The organism is Streptomyces sp. NPDC002888, assembly GCF_042888465.1.
Lineage (GTDB): Bacteria > Actinomycetota > Actinomycetes > Streptomycetales > Streptomycetaceae > Streptomyces.
Map to the genome: position 1 here is coordinate 1 of NZ_JBIAPU010000036.1, position 20,035 is coordinate 20,035.

17 protein-coding genes are annotated in these 20,035 nt (G+C 71.1%); 15 read left to right on the forward strand and 2 right to left on the reverse strand.

Annotation, left to right across the window (positions count from 1 at the left end; genetic code table 11):
- Positions 1-180: 180 nt before the first annotated feature.
- On the reverse strand, positions 181-681 hold the full coding sequence (gene bldD / locus ACFYWX_RS40595) for a transcriptional regulator BldD (protein ID WP_389430144.1): 501 nt from the start codon (positions 679-681) through the stop codon (positions 181-183).
- Between the two features lie 263 nt (positions 682-944).
- On the opposite strand from bldD, the gene pyrR reads away from it, so the two are divergent.
- The 14 genes from pyrR (at position 945) to ACFYWX_RS40665 (ending at position 17,921) form a co-directional block, all read left to right on the forward strand.
- A complete protein-coding gene (pyrR, locus tag ACFYWX_RS40600) occupies positions 945-1,541 on the forward strand; it encodes a bifunctional pyr operon transcriptional regulator/uracil phosphoribosyltransferase PyrR (protein ID WP_389430146.1) in 597 nt (198 codons plus the stop codon).
- A gap of 94 nt (positions 1,542-1,635) precedes the next feature.
- Positions 1,636-2,616 (forward strand): aspartate carbamoyltransferase catalytic subunit, encoded by a 981-nt coding sequence (locus tag ACFYWX_RS40605; protein WP_389430147.1) that lies wholly within the window; start codon positions 1,636-1,638, stop codon positions 2,614-2,616.
- A gap of 5 nt (positions 2,617-2,621) precedes the next feature.
- Positions 2,622-3,908 (forward strand): dihydroorotase, encoded by a 1,287-nt coding sequence (locus ACFYWX_RS40610; RefSeq protein WP_389430148.1) that lies wholly within the window; start codon positions 2,622-2,624, stop codon positions 3,906-3,908.
- Positions 3,905-4,474 (forward strand): hypothetical protein, encoded by a 570-nt coding sequence (locus ACFYWX_RS40615; RefSeq protein ID WP_389430150.1) that lies wholly within the window; start codon positions 3,905-3,907, stop codon positions 4,472-4,474. The genes ACFYWX_RS40610 and ACFYWX_RS40615 overlap by 4 nt, the downstream gene beginning before the upstream one ends.
- Positions 4,471-5,652 (forward strand): glutamine-hydrolyzing carbamoyl-phosphate synthase small subunit, encoded by a 1,182-nt coding sequence (gene carA / locus ACFYWX_RS40620; RefSeq protein WP_389430151.1) that lies wholly within the window; start codon positions 4,471-4,473, stop codon positions 5,650-5,652. The genes ACFYWX_RS40615 and carA overlap by 4 nt, the downstream gene beginning before the upstream one ends.
- Positions 5,645-8,953, forward strand: a complete 3,309-nt coding sequence (carB, locus tag ACFYWX_RS40625) for a carbamoyl-phosphate synthase large subunit (protein ID WP_389430153.1) — start codon at positions 5,645-5,647, stop codon at positions 8,951-8,953. Before carA ends, carB begins: the two co-directional genes overlap by 8 nt.
- A 52-nt stretch (positions 8,954-9,005) precedes the next feature.
- Positions 9,006-10,121, forward strand: coding sequence for a quinone-dependent dihydroorotate dehydrogenase (locus ACFYWX_RS40630; protein WP_389430155.1), 1,116 nt, complete (start codon positions 9,006-9,008; stop codon positions 10,119-10,121).
- Positions 10,118-11,020: an orotidine-5'-phosphate decarboxylase gene (gene pyrF / locus ACFYWX_RS40635; protein ID WP_389430157.1), complete on the forward strand. Its 903-nt coding sequence runs from the start codon at positions 10,118-10,120 to the stop codon at positions 11,018-11,020. Before ACFYWX_RS40630 ends, pyrF begins: the two co-directional genes overlap by 4 nt.
- 321 nt (positions 11,021-11,341) lie before the next feature.
- Positions 11,342-11,665, forward strand: a complete 324-nt coding sequence (locus tag ACFYWX_RS40640) for an integration host factor (protein ID WP_003977346.1) — start codon at positions 11,342-11,344, stop codon at positions 11,663-11,665.
- 60 nt (positions 11,666-11,725) lie between these two features.
- Positions 11,726-12,319 carry a guanylate kinase gene (gene gmk, locus ACFYWX_RS40645; RefSeq protein WP_389430158.1) on the forward strand — a complete coding sequence of 198 codons (594 nt, stop codon included), beginning with the start codon at positions 11,726-11,728 and terminating at the stop codon, positions 12,317-12,319.
- Positions 12,320-12,383: 64 nt separating this feature from the next.
- Positions 12,384-12,656, forward strand: coding sequence for a DNA-directed RNA polymerase subunit omega (gene rpoZ / locus ACFYWX_RS40650; protein WP_067025681.1), 273 nt, complete (start codon positions 12,384-12,386; stop codon positions 12,654-12,656).
- Positions 12,657-12,781: 125 nt separating this feature from the next.
- Positions 12,782-13,984: a bifunctional phosphopantothenoylcysteine decarboxylase/phosphopantothenate--cysteine ligase CoaBC gene (coaBC, locus tag ACFYWX_RS40655; RefSeq protein WP_389430159.1), complete on the forward strand. Its 1,203-nt coding sequence runs from the start codon at positions 12,782-12,784 to the stop codon at positions 13,982-13,984.
- A 239-nt stretch (positions 13,985-14,223) separates the two neighbouring features.
- Positions 14,224-15,432: a methionine adenosyltransferase gene (gene metK / locus ACFYWX_RS40660; RefSeq protein WP_389430161.1), complete on the forward strand. Its 1,209-nt coding sequence runs from the start codon at positions 14,224-14,226 to the stop codon at positions 15,430-15,432.
- Positions 15,433-15,722: 290 nt separating this feature from the next.
- Positions 15,723-17,921, forward strand: a complete 2,199-nt coding sequence (locus tag ACFYWX_RS40665) for a primosomal protein N' (RefSeq protein WP_389430163.1) — start codon at positions 15,723-15,725, stop codon at positions 17,919-17,921.
- Positions 17,922-18,161: 240 nt separating this feature from the next.
- Here ACFYWX_RS40665 and ACFYWX_RS40670 read toward each other — a convergent pair whose 3' ends face one another.
- The gene (locus tag ACFYWX_RS40670; RefSeq protein ID WP_389430165.1) at positions 18,162-18,701 is read right to left on the reverse strand and encodes a hypothetical protein; all 540 of its coding nucleotides are present in this window, start codon (positions 18,699-18,701) and stop codon (positions 18,162-18,164) included.
- A gap of 398 nt (positions 18,702-19,099) precedes the next feature.
- Between ACFYWX_RS40670 and fmt the strand changes: the two genes are divergently transcribed.
- Complete coding sequence (fmt, locus tag ACFYWX_RS40675) at positions 19,100-20,032, forward strand: methionyl-tRNA formyltransferase (protein WP_389430166.1); 933 nt, start codon at positions 19,100-19,102, stop codon at positions 20,030-20,032.
- The last annotated feature ends 3 nt before the right edge of the window (positions 20,033-20,035 follow it).

A 20,035-nucleotide genomic window follows, 5' to 3' on the forward strand; every position in this document is an offset into this window, starting at 1 on the left:
CGGACCGCCGCCCACCGCGCCGCCCGGGGGGGGGGGGGGCGCGCCCCCCCCCCCCCCCCCCCCCCCCCCCCCCCCCCCCCCCCCCCCCCCCCCCCGCCCCGCCCCCCCCCCCCCCCCCCCCCCCCCCCCCCCCCCCCCCCCCCCCCCCCCCCCACGTTTCTGCTCAACCCGCGGAAGGGCTCAGCTCTCGTCGTGGGAGACCGCGCGACGCGCGTCCGCGTCCAGTACGCCCCAGCTGATCAGCTGCTCGGTCAGGACCGAGGGCGACTGGTCGTAGATGACGGCGAGTGTGCGCAGGTCGTCCTGGCGGATCGAGAGCACCTTGCCGTTGTAGTCACCGCGCTGGGACTGGATCGTCGCCGCGTAGCGCTGGAGGGGGCCCGCCTTCTCGACCGGGACGTGGGCAAGGCGCTCCAGGTCCAGGACCAGCTTCGGCGGGGGCTCGGCGGCGCCGCCCGGCGTGGTGCCCGGCAGCAGCTCCTGTACCGGGACCCCGTAGAAGTCCGCCAACTCGGCGAGGCGCTGTACGGTCACGGCACGGTCACCGCGCTCGTACGAACCGACCACGACCGCCTTCCAGCGTCCCTGGGACTTCTCCTCGACACCGTGGAGGGAAAGGCCCTGCTGGGTGCGGATGGCCCGGAGCTTGGCCCCGAGCTGTTTGGCGTATTCGCTGGACATATAGCTCCCCGGCACTGTGTCGACGCGGCTGGGCCGCGCGGCTGGTAACTCACTGTGAGGTTACGCAGCGTGATTCTTCTGCGTCAAGCCGAATGGTCCACACCGACTCTTCCGTGGTATCGGTGGCCGGTTGGGCCAAGGGGGTGACAGCGGTGCGGCAGGGGGGTGATCAGGGGTGTGGTCCGGGCCTGCTACCGTGGATGGCGCAATTCCGACGTCCTTTAAGATCCGTCCCGTGAGGCGGAGAAGGGGGTCCGTTTCGTATGGACAACAAGCAGGACAAGAAGCAGAACACGCAAGCGTCAGACGCGAGGCCCGTCCTCGAAGGTCCTGACATCGCGCGGGTACTGACCCGCATCGCCCACGAGATCGTCGAGCGCGCCAAGGGCGCCGACGACGTGGTGCTTCTCGGCATTCCGACCCGAGGCGTCTTCCTCGCCCAGCGGCTCGCCGCCAAGCTGGAGCAGATCACCGACCGAAAGATCCCGGTCGGCTCGCTCGACATCACCATGTACCGCGACGACCTGCGCATGCATCCACCGCGTGCGCTGGCCCGCACCGAGATCCCCGGTGACGGCATCGACGGCAAGCTCGTCGTCCTCGTCGACGACGTGCTCTTCTCCGGCCGCACCATCCGAGCCGCCCTCGACGCCCTGAACGACATCGGGCGTCCGCGCGCGGTGCAGCTCGCGGTCCTCGTCGACCGCGGCCACCGCGAACTGCCCATCCGCGCCGACTACGTCGGCAAGAACCTCCCCACGTCGCTGCGGGAGACGGTCAAGGTCCAGCTCGCCGAGGAGGACGGTCGCGACACCGTGCTGCTCGGTGTGAAGCAGACCGGTCCGGGCGCGCAGCACTAGCACTCCGGCGTACGACTCTGTCGCACGCCTCCCCACGCGCGCCCTCGCTTGCCCGGATCCTCCCGATACTGAACTGCCTTACGGAGCCTGACAGATGCAGCGTCATCTCATCTCGGCCGCCGACCTCACCCGCGACGACGCCGTCCACATCCTCGACACCGCCGAGGAGATGGCCCGGGTCGCCGACCGGCCGATCAAGAAGCTGCCGACCCTGCGCGGCCGGACGATCGTCAACCTCTTCTTCGAGGACTCCACCCGCACCCGGATCTCCTTCGAGGCCGCCGAGAAGCGCCTCTCCGCGGACGTCATCAACTTCTCCGCCAAGGGCTCCAGCGTCTCCAAGGGCGAGTCCCTGAAGGACACCGCCCAGACGCTGGAGGCCATGGGCGTCGACGCCGTCGTCATCCGGCACGGCGCCTCCGGAGCCCCGTACCGCCTCGCCAACTCCGGATGGATCGACGCCGCCGTCGTCAACGCCGGCGACGGCACCCACCAGCACCCCACGCAGGCCCTCCTGGACGCCTTCACCATGCGCCGCCGCCTCGTCGGCCGGGACGCCGGGCTCGGCCAGGACCTCTCCGGCAAGCGCATCACCCTCGTCGGAGACGTCCTGCACAGCCGGGTCGCCCGCTCCAACGTCGACCTGCTGCACACCCTCGGCGCCGAGGTCACCCTCGTCGCCCCGCCCACCCTGGTGCCGGTCGGCGTCGAGACCTGGCCCTGCGAGGTGTCGTACGACCTCGACAGCACGCTGCCCAAGTCCGACGCGGTGATGATGCTGCGCGTGCAGCGCGAGCGCATGAACGACGCCTTCTTCCCGACCGAGCGCGAGTACTCCCGCCGCTACGGCCTCGACGGCGACCGCATGGCGCGGATGCCCGAGCACGCCATCGTGATGCACCCCGGCCCGATGGTCCGCGGCATGGAGATCACCGCCGAGGTCGCCGACTCCGAGCGCTGCACCGTCGTCGAGCAGGTCGCCAACGGGGTCTCGATCCGCATGGCCGTCCTGTACCTGCTCCTGGGCGGCAACGAACCCGCCGTCAGCCAGGCCCGTACCACCGAGGAGAAGTAACAACGATGACCAAGATCCTGATCCGTGGTGCGAAGGTGCTCGGCGGCGAGCCGCAGGACGTCCTGATCGACGGCGAGGTCATCGAGGCCGTCGGTACGGGGCTTTCAACCGAAGGCGCCGAGGTCGTCGAGGCCGACGGCAAGGTGCTCCTGCCGGGCCTGGTCGACCTCCACACCCATCTGCGTGAGCCGGGCCGCGAGGACTCCGAGACCGTCCTCACCGGTACGCGCGCGGCGGCGAGCGGTGGCTACACGGCCGTCTTCGCCATGGCCAACACCTTCCCGGTCGCCGACACCGCCGGTGTCGTCGAGCAGGTCTACCGGCTCGGTCAGGAGCACGGCTACTGCGATGTGCAGCCCATCGGCGCCGTCACCGTCGGCCTGGAGGGCCGCAAGCTGGCCGAGCTGGGCGCCATGCACGAGTCGGCCGCCGGCGTCACCGTCTTCTCCGACGACGGCAAGTGCGTCGACGACGCCGTGATGATGCGGCGGGCGCTGGAGTACGTGAAGGCGTTCGGCGGGGTCGTCGCCCAGCACGCGCAGGAGCCGCGGCTGACCGAGGGCGCCCAGATGAACGAGGGCATCGTCTCGGCCGAGCTCGGTCTCGGCGGCTGGCCCGCCGTGGCCGAGGAATCGATCATCGCCCGGGACGTCCTGCTCGCCGAGCACGTCGGCTCCCGCGTCCACATCTGCCACCTGTCGACCGCCGGCTCCGTCGAGATCGTCCGCTGGGCCAAGTCCCGCGGCATCGACGTCACCGCCGAGGTCACCCCGCACCACCTCCTCCTCACCGACGAGCTGGTGCGCTCGTACAACCCGGTCTACAAGGTCAACCCGCCGCTGCGCACCGAGCGTGACGTGCTCGCCCTGCGCGAGGCGCTCGCCGACGGCACGATCGACATCGTCGCCACCGACCACGCCCCGCACCCGCACGAGGACAAGGACTGCGAGTGGGCCGCGGCCGCCATGGGCATGGTCGGCCTGGAGACCGCGCTGTCCGTGGTCCAGGAGACGATGGTGGAGACCGGGCTGCTGGACTGGGCCCAGGTCGCCGACCGCATGTCCGTCAAGCCCGCCCGCATCGGGCAGGCCCGGGGCCATGGGCGTCCCGTCTCGGCAGGTGAGCCCGCCAACCTCACGCTCGTCGACACGGCATACCGTGGGCAGGTGGACCCCGCGGGCTTCGCCTCGCGCAGCCGCAACACCCCGTACGAGGGGCGTGAGCTGCCGGGCCGTGTCACGCACACGTGGCTCCGGGGCAAGGCCACGCTCGTCGACGGGAAGCTGACGTGACATCTGCTGCACTACTGCTCGCGGCCGGACAGAAATCGGCCGAAGTGACCGACTGGGCCGCGCGGATCGGCTGGGTGGTCGGTCTCGGCCTCTTCGTCGCGCTCGTCTACTGGCTGATGCGCGAGGGCTGGAAGTGGCGCGGCACGCTCCAGGGCGACATCCCTGAGCTTCCCTCCGCGCCGGACGACCTCGGCCCGGCGAAACTCAGCATGAGCGGCCGCTACCACGGCTCCACCACCGCCGGGCAGTGGCTCGACCGCATCGTGGCCCACGGCCTCGGCACCCGCAGCCGGGTCGAGCTCACCCTGACGGACGAGGGACTGGACGTCGTACGCCCCGGCGCGAGCGACTTCTTCATCCCGGTCGGCGCGCTGCGCGAGGCCCTGCTCGGCAAGGGCATCGCCGGCAAGGTCCTCAGCGAGGGCGGGCTGCTCGTGGTCACCTGGTCGCACGGCGACAAGCTGATCGACTCCGGCTTCCGCTCGGACCGGGCGGCCGAGCACACCGAGTGGGTCGACGCCATCAACTCCATGATCAAGAACAACACGACGGAAGGCGCACGATGACGACCTCCACCAGGGGAGCCGCCAAGGTTCCCGCCGTACTCGTCCTGGAGGACGGCCGGATCTTCCGCGGCCGCGCCTACGGGGCCGTGGGGGAGACCTTCGGCGAAGCGGTGTTCTCCACCGGCATGACCGGCTACCAGGAGACCCTGACCGACCCGTCGTACGACCGCCAGATCGTCGTCGCCACCGCCCCGCAGATCGGCAACACCGGCTGGAACGACGAGGACGACGAGTCCCGCCGCATCTGGGTCTCCGGCTACGTCGTCCGCGACCCCGCGCGCGTGCCCTCCAACTGGCGCGCCAAGCGCTCCCTCGACGACGAGCTGGTCCAGCAGAACGTCGTCGGCATCTCCGGCATCGACACCCGCGCGCTCACCCGCCACCTGCGCGAGCGCGGCTCCATGCGCGCCGGCATCTTCTCCGGCGCTGCGCTCGACAGCGGCTCCGCCGGGGGTGTCGCCGCCGAGTCCGAGCTCATCGCGCGCGTGCAGGCCCAGCCGCACATGAAGGGCGCGAGCCTCTACGAGGAGGTCGCCACCCAGGAGGCGTACGTCGTCCCGGCGGTCGGCGAGAAACGGTTCACCGTCGCCGCCATCGACCTCGGCATCAAGGGCATGACCCCGCACCGCATGGCCGAGCGCGGCATCGAGGTGCACGTGCTGCCGGCCACGGCCACCGCCGAGGAGGTGTACGCCGTGAACCCCGACGGCGTGTTCTTCTCCAACGGCCCCGGCGACCCGGCCGCCGCCGACGGGCCGGTCGCGCTGATGACCGAAGTGCTCCAGCGCAAAACGCCCCTGTTCGGCATCTGCTTCGGCAACCAGATCCTCGGCCGGGCCCTCGGCTTCGGCACCTACAAGCTGAAGTACGGCCACCGCGGCATCAACCAGCCGGTCCAGGACCGTACGACCGGCAAGGTCGAGGTCACCGCGCACAACCACGGCTTCGCCGTGGACGCGCCGCTCGACAAGGTCAGCGAGACCAGGTTCGGGCGCGTCGAGGTCTCGCACGTCTGCCTCAACGACAACGTCGTGGAGGGGCTCCAGCTGCTCGACCAGCCGGCCTTCTCCGTCCAGTACCACCCCGAAGCCGCCGCCGGTCCGCACGACGCCGCCTACCTGTTCGACCGCTTCACGTCTTTGATGAACACAGTCCTGATGGAGGGCCAGCGTGCCTAAGCGCACCGATATCCAGTCCGTCCTGGTCATCGGCTCCGGCCCGATCGTCATCGGCCAGGCCGCCGAGTTCGACTACTCCGGCACCCAGGCGTGCCGCATCCTGCGCGCCGAGGGCCTGCGGGTCGTCCTGGTCAACTCCAACCCGGCGACGATCATGACCGACCCGGAGATCGCCGACGCCACCTACGTCGAGCCGATCACCCCGGAGTTCGTCGAGAAGATCATCGCCAAGGAGCGCCCCGACGCGCTGCTGCCCACCCTGGGCGGCCAGACGGCCCTCAACACCGCGATCTCGCTGGACGAGAACGGCGTCCTGGCGAAGTACGGCGTCGAGCTGATCGGCGCCAACGTCGAGGCCATCAACAAGGGTGAGGACCGCGACCTGTTCAAGGAGGTCGTGGAGGAGGTCCGCCGCAAGATCGGGCACGGCGAGTCCGCCCGCTCGGTCATCTGCCACTCCATGGACGACGTCCTCCAGGGCGTCGAGGAGCTCGGCGGCTACCCCGTCGTCGTCCGCCCGTCCTTCACCATGGGCGGCGCCGGCTCCGGCTTCGCCCACGACGAGGAGGAGCTGCGCCGCATCGCCGGCCAGGGCCTCACGCTGTCGCCGACCACCGAGGTGCTCCTGGAGGAGTCCATCCTCGGCTGGAAGGAGTATGAGCTGGAGCTGATGCGCGACAAGCACGACAACGTCGTGGTCGTCTGCTCCATCGAGAACTTCGACCCCATGGGCGTGCACACCGGCGACTCGATCACCGTCGCGCCCGCGATGACGCTCACCGACCGCGAGTACCAGATCCTGCGCGACATCGGCATCGCCGTGATCCGCGAGGTCGGCGTCGACACCGGCGGCTGCAACATCCAGTTCGCGGTGAACCCCGAGGACGGCCGCGTGATCGTCATCGAGATGAACCCGCGCGTGTCGCGGTCCTCGGCTCTCGCCTCCAAGGCCACCGGCTTCCCGATCGCCAAGATCGCGGCCAAGCTCGCCGTCGGCTACACCCTCGACGAGATCCCGAACGACATCACCCAGGAGACCCCGGCCTCCTTCGAGCCGACCCTCGACTACGTCGTGGTCAAGGCCCCGCGGTTCGCGTTCGAGAAGTTCCCCTCGGCGGACTCCACCCTCACCACCACCATGAAGTCGGTCGGCGAGGCCATGGCCATCGGCCGCAACTTCACCGAGGCCTTCCAGAAGGCGCTGCGCTCGCTGGAGAAGAAGGGCAGCCAGTTCACGTTCGTCGGCGAGCCCGGCGACAAGGACCAGCTCCTGACGGAGGCCGTCCGGCCCACCGACGGCCGCATCAACACCGTCATGCAGGCCATCCGCGCGGGCGCCACGCCCGAGGAGGTCTTCGAGTACACGAAGATCGACCCCTGGTTCGTCGACCAGCTCTTCCTGATCAAGGAGATCGCGGACGAGCTCGCCGCCGCCGACCGCCTGGACGCCGACCTGCTCGCCGAGGCCAAGCGGCACGGCTTCTCCGACCAGCAGATCGCCGAGATCCGCGACCTGCGCGAGGACGTCGTCCGCGAGGTGCGGCACGCGCTCGGTGTCCGCCCGGTCTACAAGACGGTCGACACCTGCGCCGCCGAGTTCGCCGCGAAGACGCCGTACTTCTACTCCTCCTACGACGAGGAGAACGAGGTCGCGCCCCGCGAGAAGCCCGCGGTCATCATCCTGGGCTCCGGCCCCAACCGCATCGGCCAGGGCATCGAGTTCGACTACTCCTGCGTCCACGCCTCCTTCGCGCTGAGCGACGCGGGCTACGAGACCGTGATGGTCAACTGCAACCCCGAGACCGTCTCCACGGACTACGACACCTCCGACCGCCTGTACTTCGAGCCGCTGACGCTGGAGGACGTGCTGGAGATCGTCCACGCGGAGTCGCTGGCCGGCCCGGTCGCGGGCGTGGTCGTGCAGCTCGGCGGCCAGACGCCGCTGGGCCTGGCGCAGGCGCTCAAGGACAACGGCGTGCCGGTCGTCGGCACCCCGCCCGAGGCCATCCACGCGGCCGAGGACCGAGGCGCCTTCGGCCGCGTCCTCGCGGAGGCCGGCCTGCCGGCCCCGAAGCACGGCACCGCCACCACCTTCGCCGAGGCCAAGACCATCGCCGACGAGATCGGCTACCCGGTCCTCGTACGGCCCTCGTACGTCCTCGGCGGCCGCGGCATGGAGATCGTCTACGACGAGACCCGCCTGTCGTCGTACATCGCCGAGTCCACGGAGATCAGCCCCTCCCGGCCGGTCCTCGTCGACCGCTTCCTCGACGACGCGATCGAGATCGACGTCGACGCGCTCTACGACGGCCAGGAGCTGTACCTCGGCGGTGTGATGGAGCACATCGAGGAGGCCGGCATCCACTCCGGCGACTCGGCGTGCGCCCTGCCCCCGATCACGCTCGGCGGCTTCGACATCAAGCGCCTGCGGGCCTCGACCGAGGCCATCGCCAAGGGCGTCGGCGTCCGCGGCCTGATCAACATCCAGTTCGCGATGGCCGGCGACATCCTCTACGTCCTGGAGGCCAACCCGCGCGCCTCGCGCACCGTCCCCTTCACCTCGAAGGCGACCGCGGTGCCGCTGGCGAAGGCCGCCGCCCGGATCTCCCTGGGCGCGACCATCGCCGAACTGCGCGCCGAGGGCCTGCTGCCGGCGACCGGCGACGGCGGCGAACTGCCGCTGGACGCGCCGATCTCCGTCAAGGAGGCCGTGATGCCGTGGACCCGCTTCCGGGACACCTCCGGCCGCGGCGTCGACACCGTCCTCGGCCCGGAGATGCGCTCCACCGGCGAGGTCATGGGCATCGACTCCGTCTTCGGCACGGCGTACGCCAAGTCGCAGGCGGGCGCCTACGGTCCGCTGCCGACGAAGGGCCGCGCGTTCATCTCGGTCGCCAACCGCGACAAGCGCTCGATGATCTTCCCGGCGCGCGAGCTGGTCGGCCACGGCTTCGAACTGCTCGCCACCTCCGGCACGGCCGAGGTCCTCAAGCGCAACGGCATCAACGCCACCGTCGTGCGCAAGCAGTCGGAGGGCACCGGCCCGAACGGCGAGAAGACCATCGTCCAGCTCATCCACGACGGCGAGGTCGACCTCATCGTCAACACCCCGTACGGCACCGGCGGCCGCCTCGACGGCTACGACATCCGTACGGCGGCCGTGGCGCGGTCCGTGCCGTGTCTGACGACGGTCCAGGCGCTCGCCGCCGCCGTCCAGGGCATCGACGCCCTCAACCACGGTGACGTGGGCGTCCGTTCGCTCCAGGAACACGCGGAACACCTGACCGCGGCCCGCGACTAGCAGCCCATGAGGGGGACACCGGAAACGGTGTCCCCCTCTTCGTGAGGGAACCATGTACAAGATCTTCTTCAACCTCGTCTTCAAACGGATGGACCCTGAGCAGGCCCACCACCTGGCCTTCCGCTGGATCCTTCGCGCCGTCCGCATCCCCGTGCTGCGCACCTTCGTCGCGGCCGCCCTCGCGCCCCGCCACAAGGAGCTGCGCACGGAGGCCTTCGGGCTGCGGATGCACGGCCCGTTCGGGCTCGCCGCCGGCTTCGACAAGAACGCGGTCGCCATCGACGGCATGTCGATGCTGGGCTTCGACCACGTCGAGATCGGCACGGTCACCGGGGAGCCCCAGCCGGGCAACCCGAAGAAGCGGCTGTTCCGGCTCGTGAAGGACCGGGCGCTGATCAACCGCATGGGCTTCAACAACGAGGGCTCGCTGGCCGTCGCCGCCCGCCTGGCCTCCCGTACGCCCGTCTTCAGGACCGTCGTGGGCGTCAACATCGGCAAGACCAAGGTCGTTCCGGAGGCCGAGGCGGTCGGGGACTACGTGAAGTCGACCGAGCGGCTGGCGCCGTACGCCGACTACCTGGTGGTCAACGTCTCCTCGCCGAACACCCCCGGACTGCGCAACCTCCAGGCCACCGAGGCACTGCGCCCCCTGCTCAGCGCCGTGCGCGAGGCCGCCGACCGTACGGTCCCGGCGCGTCGTGTGCCGCTGCTCGTGAAGATCGCCCCGGACCTCGCCGACGAGGACGTGGACGCCGTGGCCGACCTGGCCGTGGAGCTGGGCCTGGACGGGATCATCGCCACCAACACCACCATCGCGCGCGAGGGACTCGGTTTGACATCCGAACCTCCACTGGTGAAGGAGGCCGGCGGCCTCTCCGGAGCTCCGCTCAAGGCGCGCTCCCTGGAGGTGCTGCGCCGCCTCTACGCGCGCGTGGGCGACCGGATCATCCTCGTCGGCGTCGGCGGCATCGAGAACGCCGAGGACGCCTGGCAGCGCATCCTGGCCGGCGCCACGCTGGTCCAGGGCTACAGCGCCTTCATCTACGAGGGTCCCTTCTGGGGCCGCGCCATCCACAAGGGGCTCGTCGCACGCCTGCGCACGAGCCCGTACGCCACCCTCGCCGACGCCGTCGGCGCGGACGTCCGGAAGGCGGAGAAGACCGCATGACCGCCCACCCGTCACCCGACCACCACCCCTCCACGAGGCCCTCGGGGCCGCAGAATTCCTCTGGAGAACCCTTCGGTGCCAGGCTGCGCCGCGCGATGGACGAGCGCGGTCCCCTCTGCGTCGGCATCGACCCGCACGCCTCCCTCCTCGCCGAGTGGGGCCTGAACGACGACGTGGCGGGCCTGGAGCGGTTCAGCCGCACCGTCGTCGAGGCCATGGCCGACCGGGTGGCCGTACTGAAGCCGCAGAGCGCCTTCTTCGAGCGCTTCGGCTCACGCGGCGTCGCCGTGCTGGAGAAGTCGGTGCAGGAGGCCCGGGCGGCCGGCGCCCTGGTCGTGATGGACGCCAAGCGCGGTGACATCGGCTCCACCATGGCCGCGTACGCCGAGTCGTTCCTGCACAAGGACGCCCCGCTGTTCTCGGACGCCCTCACCGTCTCGCCGTACCTCGGCTACGGCTCGCTGAGCCCGGCCGTCGCGCTGGCGCGCGAGAGCGGCGCGGGCCTGTTCGTGCTGGCGCTGACCTCCAATCCGGAGGGCGGCGAGGTCCAGCACGCCGTGCGGGCGGACGGCCGCAACGTCGGTGCGACGATGCTGGCCCACCTGGCGGCCGAGAACGCGGGGGAGGAGCCCCTGGGCTCCTTCGGGGCGGTCGTCGGCGCCACGCTCGGCGACCTGTCGTCGTACGACCTCGACATCAACGGCCCGCTCCTGGCGCCCGGCATCGGTGCGCAGGGGGCGACTCCGGCGGACCTGCCGGGGGTCTTCGGCGCGGCCGTGCGCAACGTCGTGCCGAACGTGAGCCGGGGTGTGTTGCGGCACGGTTGCGACGTCGTCGCGCTGCGTGACGCCGCGGACCGTTTCGCGGAGGAGATCCGGGCCGCGGTCGCGGCCGACTGAGGGTCCGCGTCCACTTGTTCGAGGCCTCGGTGGGTGGCGTCGTGGGTCTTCAGGGCTGACTTGAGGCTGGATACATTCTCAAATCCAGGGCAGTATGTCTGAAATATCCTGTCCTGACAGAGGCTGACCAGGACTTTTCCGCTGTTCTCGCTGACTCCGGCGGACTTGCCCGCTAGTCTCCGACGAGTGGGGGCACCCCCCACACCCATTAGGTAGTGGGGGAGAACGGGCAAGCGTGTTGCTCGTGGCTCCCCAGGTGAGGGCCGACTAGGTTCCTCACCGGTCCGTATCCGACAGTTCGACATCCGAGGTGACGTAGGCGTGGCTCTTCCGCCCCTTACCCCCGAACAGCGCGCAGCCGCGCTCGAAAAGGCCGCCGCGGCTCGCCGGGAGCGGGCCGAGGTCAAGAATCGACTGAAGCACTCCGGCGCCTCCCTTCACGAGGTCATCAAGCAGGGCCAGGAGAACGACGTCATCGGCAAGATGAAGGTCTCCGCCCTGCTCGAGTCCCTGCCGGGCGTGGGCAAGGTCCGCGCCAAGCAGATCATGGAGCGACTCGGTATCTCCGAGAGCCGCCGCGTGCGCGGTCTCGGTTCCAACCAGATCGCCTCCCTGGAGCGTGAGTTCGGCAGCACCGGCTCCTGATCCCGGGCACCGACGGGAAGGGAGTCCCGGGCACTCCGGGATTGCTGGAATAATCGCTGCATGGCTGCAACATTCCGGGGGACGACCCCCGAGCCCCCGGACGTACGTCCGCGGCTGACCGTGCTCTCCGGCCCCTCGGGGGTCGGCAAGAGCACGGTCGTCGCCCATATGCGCAAGGAACACCCCGAGGTCTGGCTCTCGGTGTCGGCGACGACCCGCAAGCCCCGCCCCGGTGAGAAGCACGGAGTCCACTATTTCTTCGTCACCGACGACGAGATGGACAAGCTGATCGCCAACGGCGAGCTGCTGGAGTGGGCCGAGTTCGCCGGCAACCGCTACGGCACGCCGCGTGGGGCCGTGCTGGAGCGGCTGGAGTCGGGTGAACCCGTCCTGCTGGAGATCGACCTGCAGGGTGCTCGGCAGGTCCGCGAGACGATGCCCGAGGCCCAGCTGGTGTTCTTGGCTCCGCCCTCCTGGGAGGAGCTGGTGCGCAGGCTCACCGGACGGGGCACCGAGCCGCCCGAGGTGATCGAGCGCCGTCTGGAGGCGGCCAAGATCGAGCTGGCGGCCGAGCCGGAGTTCGATGTGACCCTGGTCAACACCTCCGTCGAGGATGTGGCGCGCGAGCTGCTAGCCTTGATGGATGTTGTGTGATCACGGGTTCTGTACAAGTTCTGTGATCACGACCGATCTTTTCCCATCCATCGGAAGGTAGAGCGTGTCCTCTTCCATCTCCGCGCCCGAGGGCATCATCAACCCGCCGATCGACGAGCTCCTCGAGGCCACCGACTCGAAGTACAGCCTCGTGATCTACGCGGCCAAGCGTGCTCGCCAGATCAACGCGTACTACTCGCAGCTCGGCGAGGGTCTCCTCGAGTACGTCGGTCCGCTCGTCGACACCCACGTGCACGAGAAGCCGCTCTCGATCTCCCTGCGCGAGATCAACGCGGGGCTGCTGACCTCCGAGGCCATCGAGGGCCCGGCGCAGTAAGCAGCACTTTCAGCCTGCGGCTGACTTTTCCACAGGCCCGGCAGCACGACTGCCGGGCCTGTGGTGTGAGATGGACTCGTACGCCGGGAGCCGGGGCGTGCGTTTCCGAGGTCCGGGGAGAGACGGTGGACAAGCCGAAGGTCGTTCTGGGGGTCAGCGGTGGCATCGCCGCGTACAAGGCCTGTGAGCTGCTGCGCAGGCTGACGGAGTCCGGTCACGACGTGCGTGTCGTGCCCACGGCCTCCGCCCTGCACTTCGTAGGCGCCGCCACCTGGTCCGCGCTCTCCGGCCACCCGGTCTCGACCGAGGTGTGGGACGACGTCCACGAGGTCCCGCACGTCCGCATCGGCCAGCACGCCGACCTGGTCGTCGTCGCCCCCGCGACCGCCGACATGCTCGCCAAGGCCGCCCACGGCCTCGCCGACGACCTCCTCACCAACACGCTGCTCACCGCACGCTGTCCGGTCGTCTTCGCCCCCGCCATGCACACGGAGATGTGGGAGCACCCGGCCACCCAGGAGAACGTGGCGACGCTGCGCCGCCGGGGCGCCGTCGTCGTCGAGCCGGCCGTCGGCCGGCTCACCGGCGTCGACACCGGCAAGGGCCGGCTCCCCGAGCCCGCCGAGATCTTCGAGGTCTGCCGTCGGGTGCTGGCCCGGGGCGCGGGCGAGCCGGACCTCGCCGGTCGGCACGTCGTCGTCAGCGCCGGCGGCACCCGCGAACCCCTCGACCCGGTCCGCTTCCTCGGCAACCGCTCCTCCGGCAAGCAGGGCTACGCCCTCGCCCGTACGGCCGCCGCGCGGGGCGCCCGCGTCACGCTGATCGCCGCGAACGCCGCCCTGCCGGATCCGGCGGGCGTGGACGTCGTCCCGGTCGGCACGGCCGTACAGCTGCGTGAGGCGGTGCTCAAGGCGGCCGCGGACGCCGACGCGGTCGTCATGGCCGCGGCGGTCGCTGACTTCCGGCCGGCGGCGTACGCGGCCGGGAAGATCAAGAAGAAGGACGGCCAGGACCCGGATCCCGTCGTCCTCGTGCGGAATCCGGACATCCTCGCGGAGATCTCGGCCGACCGCGCCCGCCCCGGACAGGTGGTCGTCGGCTTCGCCGCCGAGACCGACGACGTCCTGTCCAACGGCCGGGCGAAGCTGGAGCGCAAGGGCTGCGACCTGCTCGTGGTGAACGAGGTGGGCGAGCGCAAGACCTTCGGCTCCGAGGAGAACGAGGCGGTCGTGCTGGGCGCCGACGGCAGCGAGACGGCCGTACCGCACGGTCCCAAGGAGAAACTGGCCGAGACGGTGTGGGACCTCGTGGTGCAACGTCTCACCTGAATGGTCCACACGATGCACAGCCCACCCGAACCCGCCACATTCGGGCGTGGCGGCCCTGGCCAAGGGCGCAGGCCATTGGGCAGAATGCCTGTGTCGCAGGTCACAGCACTTCCGAGAGGCGAGACAGGGAGGCCCCTGGCCCAGCTCGACCGATAAACTGTTCCCGGACGACGGCGGGCGCAGCCTCCGTCCCGTCCGCCCATGATCAGCCAGCAGCCGCTGCAACCCCAGGGAGCGTTGTGTCCCGTCGCCTGTTCACCTCGGAGTCCGTGACCGAGGGTCACCCCGACAAGATCGCTGACCAGATCAGCGACACCATTCTCGACGCGCTTCTGCGCGAGGACCCGACCTCCCGTGTCGCGGTCGAGACCCTGATCACGACCGGTCTGGTGCATGTGGCCGGAGAGGTCACCACCAAGGCCTACGCCCCGATCCCCCAGCTCGTGCGGGAGAAGATCCTCGAGATCGGCTACGACTCCTCCAAGAAGGGCTTCGACGGCGCCTCCTGCGGCGTGTCGGTGTCGATCGGCTCGCAGTCCCCGGACATCGCGCAGGGTGTCGACACGGCTTACGAGTCCCGTGTCGAGGGCGACGAGGACGAGCTCGACAAGCAGGGCGCCGGCGACCAGGGCCTGATGTTCGGCTACGCCAGCGACGAGACGCCCACGCTGATGCCGCTGCCGATCTTCCTGGCGCACCGCCTGTCGAAGCGCCTGTCGGACGTCCGCAAGAACGGCACGATCCCCTACCTGCGCCCCGACGGCAAGACGCAGGTCACCATCGAGTACGACGGCGACAAGGCGGTCCGCCTGGACACGGTCGTCGTCTCCTCCCAGCACGCCTCCGACATCGACCTGGACTCCCTGCTGGCGCCCGACATCCGCGAGTTCGTCGTGGAGCCGGAGCTGAAGGCGCTCCTGGACGAGGGCATCAAGCTGGACACCGAGAGCTACCGCCTCCTGGTCAACCCGACCGGCCGATTCGAGATCGGCGGCCCGATGGGTGACGCCGGCCTGACCGGCCGCAAGATCATCATCGACACCTACGGCGGCTTCGCCCGCCACGGCGGCGGCGCCTTCTCCGGCAAGGACCCGTCCAAGGTGGACCGCAGCGCCGCCTACGCGATGCGCTGGGTCGCGAAGAACGTCGTCGCCGCGGGCCTGGCCTCCCGCTGCGAGGTCCAGGTCGCCTACGCGATCGGCAAGGCCGAGCCGGTCGGCCTGTTCGTCGAGACCTTCGGCACGGCCAAGATCGACGCGGAGAAGATCGAGAAGGCGATCGACGAGGTCTTCGACCTCCGCCCGGCCGCCATCATCCGCGACCTCGACCTCCTCCGCCCGATCTACGCCCAGACCGCCGCCTACGGCCACTTCGGCCGCGAACTCCCCGAATTCACCTGGGAGCGCACGGACCGCGTGGACGCCCTGCGCGAGGCCGCGGGGCTGTAGCCCCACGCCCTCAGTGGCTTGTCGAGGCCCGGTTCTCCTTGGGGAGGCCGGGCCCCGGCGCGTTTCGGGCATGTCGGCGAGCAGCGGAAACCGCTGGCGGCGTGGATCGCGGGTTCGTAAGATGGCGATCTCCCGGTGCGAAGGTCGCGGTTACTTCGGTGGAGTGCGTCTTTGGGCGTGCGGTGAAACTCGGCAGGTCTGTGCCGCTGCCGCCTTGATCTCGGGAGGGATGACGCCGGGGCGCCTTCGGGCGCCCTTGGTTGTCAGTGGGGTTTGGTAAGAATGCAGGTGTGAGCAGCGAGAACGGGCAGGGAGGCGGCGGGGCCGGGGAGGGTGCGCCGCCGGAGCAGCTCGCGTTCATTCGGGAGAGCGTGCGCAAGGCGAAGGCGCCGCGGGCCAAGCCACGGACGTGGCGGGGGGCCGCGCTGGCGAAGGAACTGCCTGTCGCGCGGGTGCTGGTCGACAAGGGTGTGCTGCATCTCGACCGGTACTTCGACTACGCCGTCCCGGAGGAACTGGACGCCGAGGCGCAGCCCGGGGTGCGGGTGCGGGTGCGGTTCGGGGCCGGGCGGCACCGGGTGCGGGACGGGCGGCGCGAGGGCGGCGGGCTCATCGACGGGTTCCTCGTCGAGCGGCTCGCCGAGTCCGACTACTCCGGTCCGCTGGCCGCGCTCGCTCAGGTCGTCTCGGCCGAGCCCGTACTGAGTCCGGAGTTGCTGGGGCTGGCCCGGGCCGTCGCCGACCGGTACGCGGGGAGCCTGGCCGACGTGCTGCAGCTCGCCGTGCCGCCGCGCAGTGCGCGGGCCGAGCAGCGGCCCTCACCCGCGCCCTTGCCGCCGCCGGGCGCGCCGGCGGTGGGGTCCTGGATGCGGTACGAGCGTGGGGGCGCTTTTCTCGAGGCGCTGGCCGCCGGGCACGCCCCGCGGGCCGTGTGGAACGCGTTGCCCGGGCCCGAGTGGAGCGAGGAGATCGCGCGGGCCGTCGCGGCCACGTCGGCCTCCGGGCGCGGGGCGCTCGTGGTGGTGCCCGACGGGCGGGCCGCCGCGCGCGTCGACGCCGCGTTGACCTCCCTGTTGGGCGAAGGACGGCATGCGCTGCTGACCGCCGACGCCGGGCCGGAGAAGCGGTACCGGGAATGGCTCGCCGTGCGGCGCGGGTCCGTTCGGGCCGTCGTGGGGACGCGGGCAGCCATGTTCGCCCCGGTACGGGATCTCGGACTCGTCGTGCTCTGGGACGACGGGGACGACAGTCACAGTGAGCAGCACGCTCCGCAGCCGCATGCGCGGGAGGTGCTCCTGCTGCGGGCCGCTCAGGACAAGTGTGCGTTCCTGCTGGGGGGTTGGAGCTGCACCGTGGAGGCCGCGCAGCTCGTGGAGAGCGGGTGGGCCCGGCCGTTGGTCGCCGCGAGGGAGCAGGTGCGGAGCGTGGCACCGCTCGTACGGACCGTGGGGGACCAGGATCTCGCCCGGGACGAGGCCGCCCGGGCCGCTCGGCTGCCGACCCTCGCCTGGCAGGCGGTCAGGGACGGACTGCGGAACGGGCCGGTGCTCGTACAGGTGCCCCGGCGGGGATACGTGCCGCGGATGGCCTGTGCGCAGTGCCGGGCGCCGGCTCGCTGCCGGCACTGTTCCGGTCCGTTGGAGGCACGTGAGGGGGGCATGGGCGGCGCGGGCGGTGGTGCCCTGTGGTGTGGGTGGTGCGGGCGTGAGGAAGGTGGCTGGCACTGTCCCGAGTGCGGGTCCTTCCGGCTGCGGGCCCAGGTCGTGGGGGCGCGTCGTACGGCCGAGGAGCTGGGGCGGGCGTTCCCGGCCGTTCCGGTGCGGACATCGGGGCGCGAGCATGTGCTGGACACCGTGCCGGGGGCGCCCGCGCTGGTCGTGAGCACGCCGGGGGCCGAGCCCGTCGCCGAGGGCGGGTACGCGGCGGCGCTGCTGCTGGACGGGTGGGCCATGCTCGGGCGGCCCGATCTGCGGGCGGGGGAGGATGCGCTGCGGCGGTGGATCGCGGCCGCCGCGCTCGTACGGCCGCACGGGGACGGGGGGACCGTGGTCGTCGTCGCCGAGCCGACGTTGCGGCCCGTGCAGGCGCTGGTGCGGTGGGATCCCGTCGGGCATGCGGTGCGGGAGCTCGCGGAGCGGGCCGAGCTGGGGTTTCCGCCGGTGTCGCGGATGGCGGCCGTGTCGGGGACGGGGGAGGCCGTGGCCGAGTTTCTCGGTGCGGTCGAACTGCCGTCGGAGGCCGAGGTTCTGGGGCCCGTGTCGTTGCCCGTCACTGCGGCGGGACGGCCGCGGCGGCCGGGGGCACCGCCTCCCGGCGAGCACTGGGAGCGGGCGCTGGTCCGGGTACCGCCCGGCAGCGGGGCGGCACTCGCGTCCGCGCTGAAGGCTGCGCAGGCGGCTCGGATGGCTCGGGGCGGGGGCGGGGGCGGAGGTGGGGGAGAGGCCGGGGTGCGGGTGTGGGTTCGGATTGATCCGGCTGATATTGGGTGAGGGGTGGTGTCGGCGGCGTTCTGGGCTGAGGGGGGAGGATGCGGCGTCTCTGGGCTTGAAGGCCCGGCGCCTACGGGGTTGCCGCCTGCGCCCACCTTCCCCCAGGCGGCACGCATGCCCGCAGCCTGCGCGGGCGGGGGCTTGGGGCGGGTACTTCCGGCGGTGCCTTCGGTGTGGTGGGGCCGGAAATGCGTCCGCCCTCCCGCGAGTGTCGGGAGGGCGGGCCGGTGGGGTGGTGCGTCAGCCGTTGCGGGGGCCGGGGAAGGCGGTCGGCCTGGCTTCTTCGCGTAGGGACGGGCTGCCCGCCGTCGGCTGGGTCGGCATGGCGCGGGCCGCGGGGACCGTCGGCGCGGGGATGCCCGTGCTCACACCGACCGTGCGGGAACCCGACGGATCCGCCGCGCGCTCGGCCTCGGCGGCGGCCTGGGCCGCGGCGCGGCGGGCGCCGTAACGGCGGTGGACCGCCTGCTTGGTGACGCCGAGGGCGGAACCCACGGCGTCCCACGAGAAGCCGAGTGAGCGGTCGAAGTCGACCGCGGCCGTGACCAGGGTCTCGACACTGTCCCGCAGTTCCTGGGCGAGACGGACCGTCGGGGCGGGGGCGCGTCCGTAGACGACGAAGCCCGTGGAGGGGCCGGAGCGGCGCGGGCGGTAGACGTTGCCCAGTTGGGCGGTGAGGGTGCGCAGCGCGTCCACCTGTCGGCGGACCCGCTCGATGTCCCGCACCAGCAAGTGCAGGCTGGCCCGGGCCTGGGCGTCGTGGGTTGCGTGGTCGGCCATGAACAAGCCTCTCGAACCGGCGTTGCAGAGAAAGGGGCGGGCGGCGAAGGCGGCCCGTGGTGGTCAACTCTGTCTTGACCAACGCGGATGTGCTCCGCTGGTCACGCTGTGGGGGCGTATGGACATATGCGTACGCCCCCTTGGGGGTGTCTCCCACCCGCGCACCACACCAGTTGGACGCAGAGGTGGACGTCGCCCGTGGGGGCTTCTCGCCGTCGGCGGCCGGCTCCTCGTGGCTTTCGCCGCCGTCGGCGTTCGGCCCCTCGTGGTCTTCGCCGTCCACGGTCGGCCCTTTTGGGCTTTCGTGGGGTGGGGTGGTCCGTTCGGTTGTGTGGGGGGCAACGCACATAGACTTGTGCGTCGGTCCACCCGCCCCGTCCGAGAGGTTCCGCTCGCACATGAAGCTTGTCTTCGCCGGTACGCCTGAGGTTGCTGTTCCTGCTCTGGACGCCTTGATCGAGTCGGGGCGGCACGAGGTGGCCGCTGTGGTGACGCGGCCCGATGCGCCGGCCGGGCGGGGGCGGAGGCTGGTGGCGTCTCCTGTGGCCGAGCGGGCGGAGGAGGCGGGGATCGAGGTGCTGAAGCCTGCGAAGCCGCGGGATCCGGAGTTCCTGGAACGGTTGCGGGAGATCGCGCCCGACTGCTGCCCCGTCGTCGCCTACGGGGCTCTGTTGCCGAGGGTCGCCCTCGACGTGCCCGCCCACGGCTGGGTCAACCTGCACTTCTCGCTGCTGCCCGCCTGGCGTGGGGCCGCCCCCGTGCAGCATGCCGTCATGGCGGGGGACGAGATCACGGGAGCGTCCACCTTCCTCATCGAGGAGGGGCTCGACTCCGGGCCCGTGTACGGGACGGTGACCGAGGTGATCCGGCCCGCCGACACCAGCGGTGACCTGCTGACCCGGCTCGCGTTCGCGGGCGCGGGGCTGCTCGCCGCGACCATGGACGGGATCGAGGACGGCACGCTGAAGGCCGTACCGCAGCCGGCCGAGGGCATCACCCTCGCTCCGAAGATCACCGTCGAGGACGCCCAGATCGACTGGGCTGCCCCCGCCCTGCGCGTCGACCGGGTGGTGCGCGGGTGCACCCCGGCCCCCGGTGGCTGGACCATCTTCCGGGGCGAGCGGCTCAAGCTCATCCAGGTCAAGCCGGTTCCGGAGCGCGACGACCTCGCACCCGGCGCGCTCGCCGTCGGCAAGAACAGCGTCCACGCCGGCACCGGCTCGTACGCCGTCGAGTTGCTGTGGGTGCAGGCGCAGGGCAAGAAGCCGATGCGGGCGGCGGACTGGGCCCGCGGGGTCAGGATCGCGGACGGCGAGCGGCTCGGGGTCTGACCA

Bases quoted from the DNA above. Each gene is read 5' to 3' on its own strand.
- bldD (WP_389430144.1), bottom strand. From the start codon at position 681: ATGTCCAGCGAATACGCCAAACAGCTCGGGGCCAAGCTCCGGGCCATC.
- pyrR (WP_389430146.1), top strand. From the start codon at position 945: ATGGACAACAAGCAGGACAAGAAGCAGAACACGCAAGCGTCAGACGCG.
- ACFYWX_RS40605 (WP_389430147.1), top strand. From the start codon at position 1,636: ATGCAGCGTCATCTCATCTCGGCCGCCGACCTCACCCGCGACGACGCC.
- ACFYWX_RS40610 (WP_389430148.1), top strand. From the start codon at position 2,622: ATGACCAAGATCCTGATCCGTGGTGCGAAGGTGCTCGGCGGCGAGCCG.
- carA (WP_389430151.1), top strand. From the start codon at position 4,471: ATGACGACCTCCACCAGGGGAGCCGCCAAGGTTCCCGCCGTACTCGTC.
- ACFYWX_RS40630 (WP_389430155.1), top strand. From the start codon at position 9,006: ATGTACAAGATCTTCTTCAACCTCGTCTTCAAACGGATGGACCCTGAG.
- pyrF (WP_389430157.1), top strand. From the start codon at position 10,118: ATGACCGCCCACCCGTCACCCGACCACCACCCCTCCACGAGGCCCTCG.
- gmk (WP_389430158.1), top strand. From the start codon at position 11,726: ATGGCTGCAACATTCCGGGGGACGACCCCCGAGCCCCCGGACGTACGT.
- ACFYWX_RS40670 (WP_389430165.1), bottom strand. From the start codon at position 18,701: ATGGCCGACCACGCAACCCACGACGCCCAGGCCCGGGCCAGCCTGCAC.
- fmt (WP_389430166.1), top strand. From the start codon at position 19,100: ATGAAGCTTGTCTTCGCCGGTACGCCTGAGGTTGCTGTTCCTGCTCTG.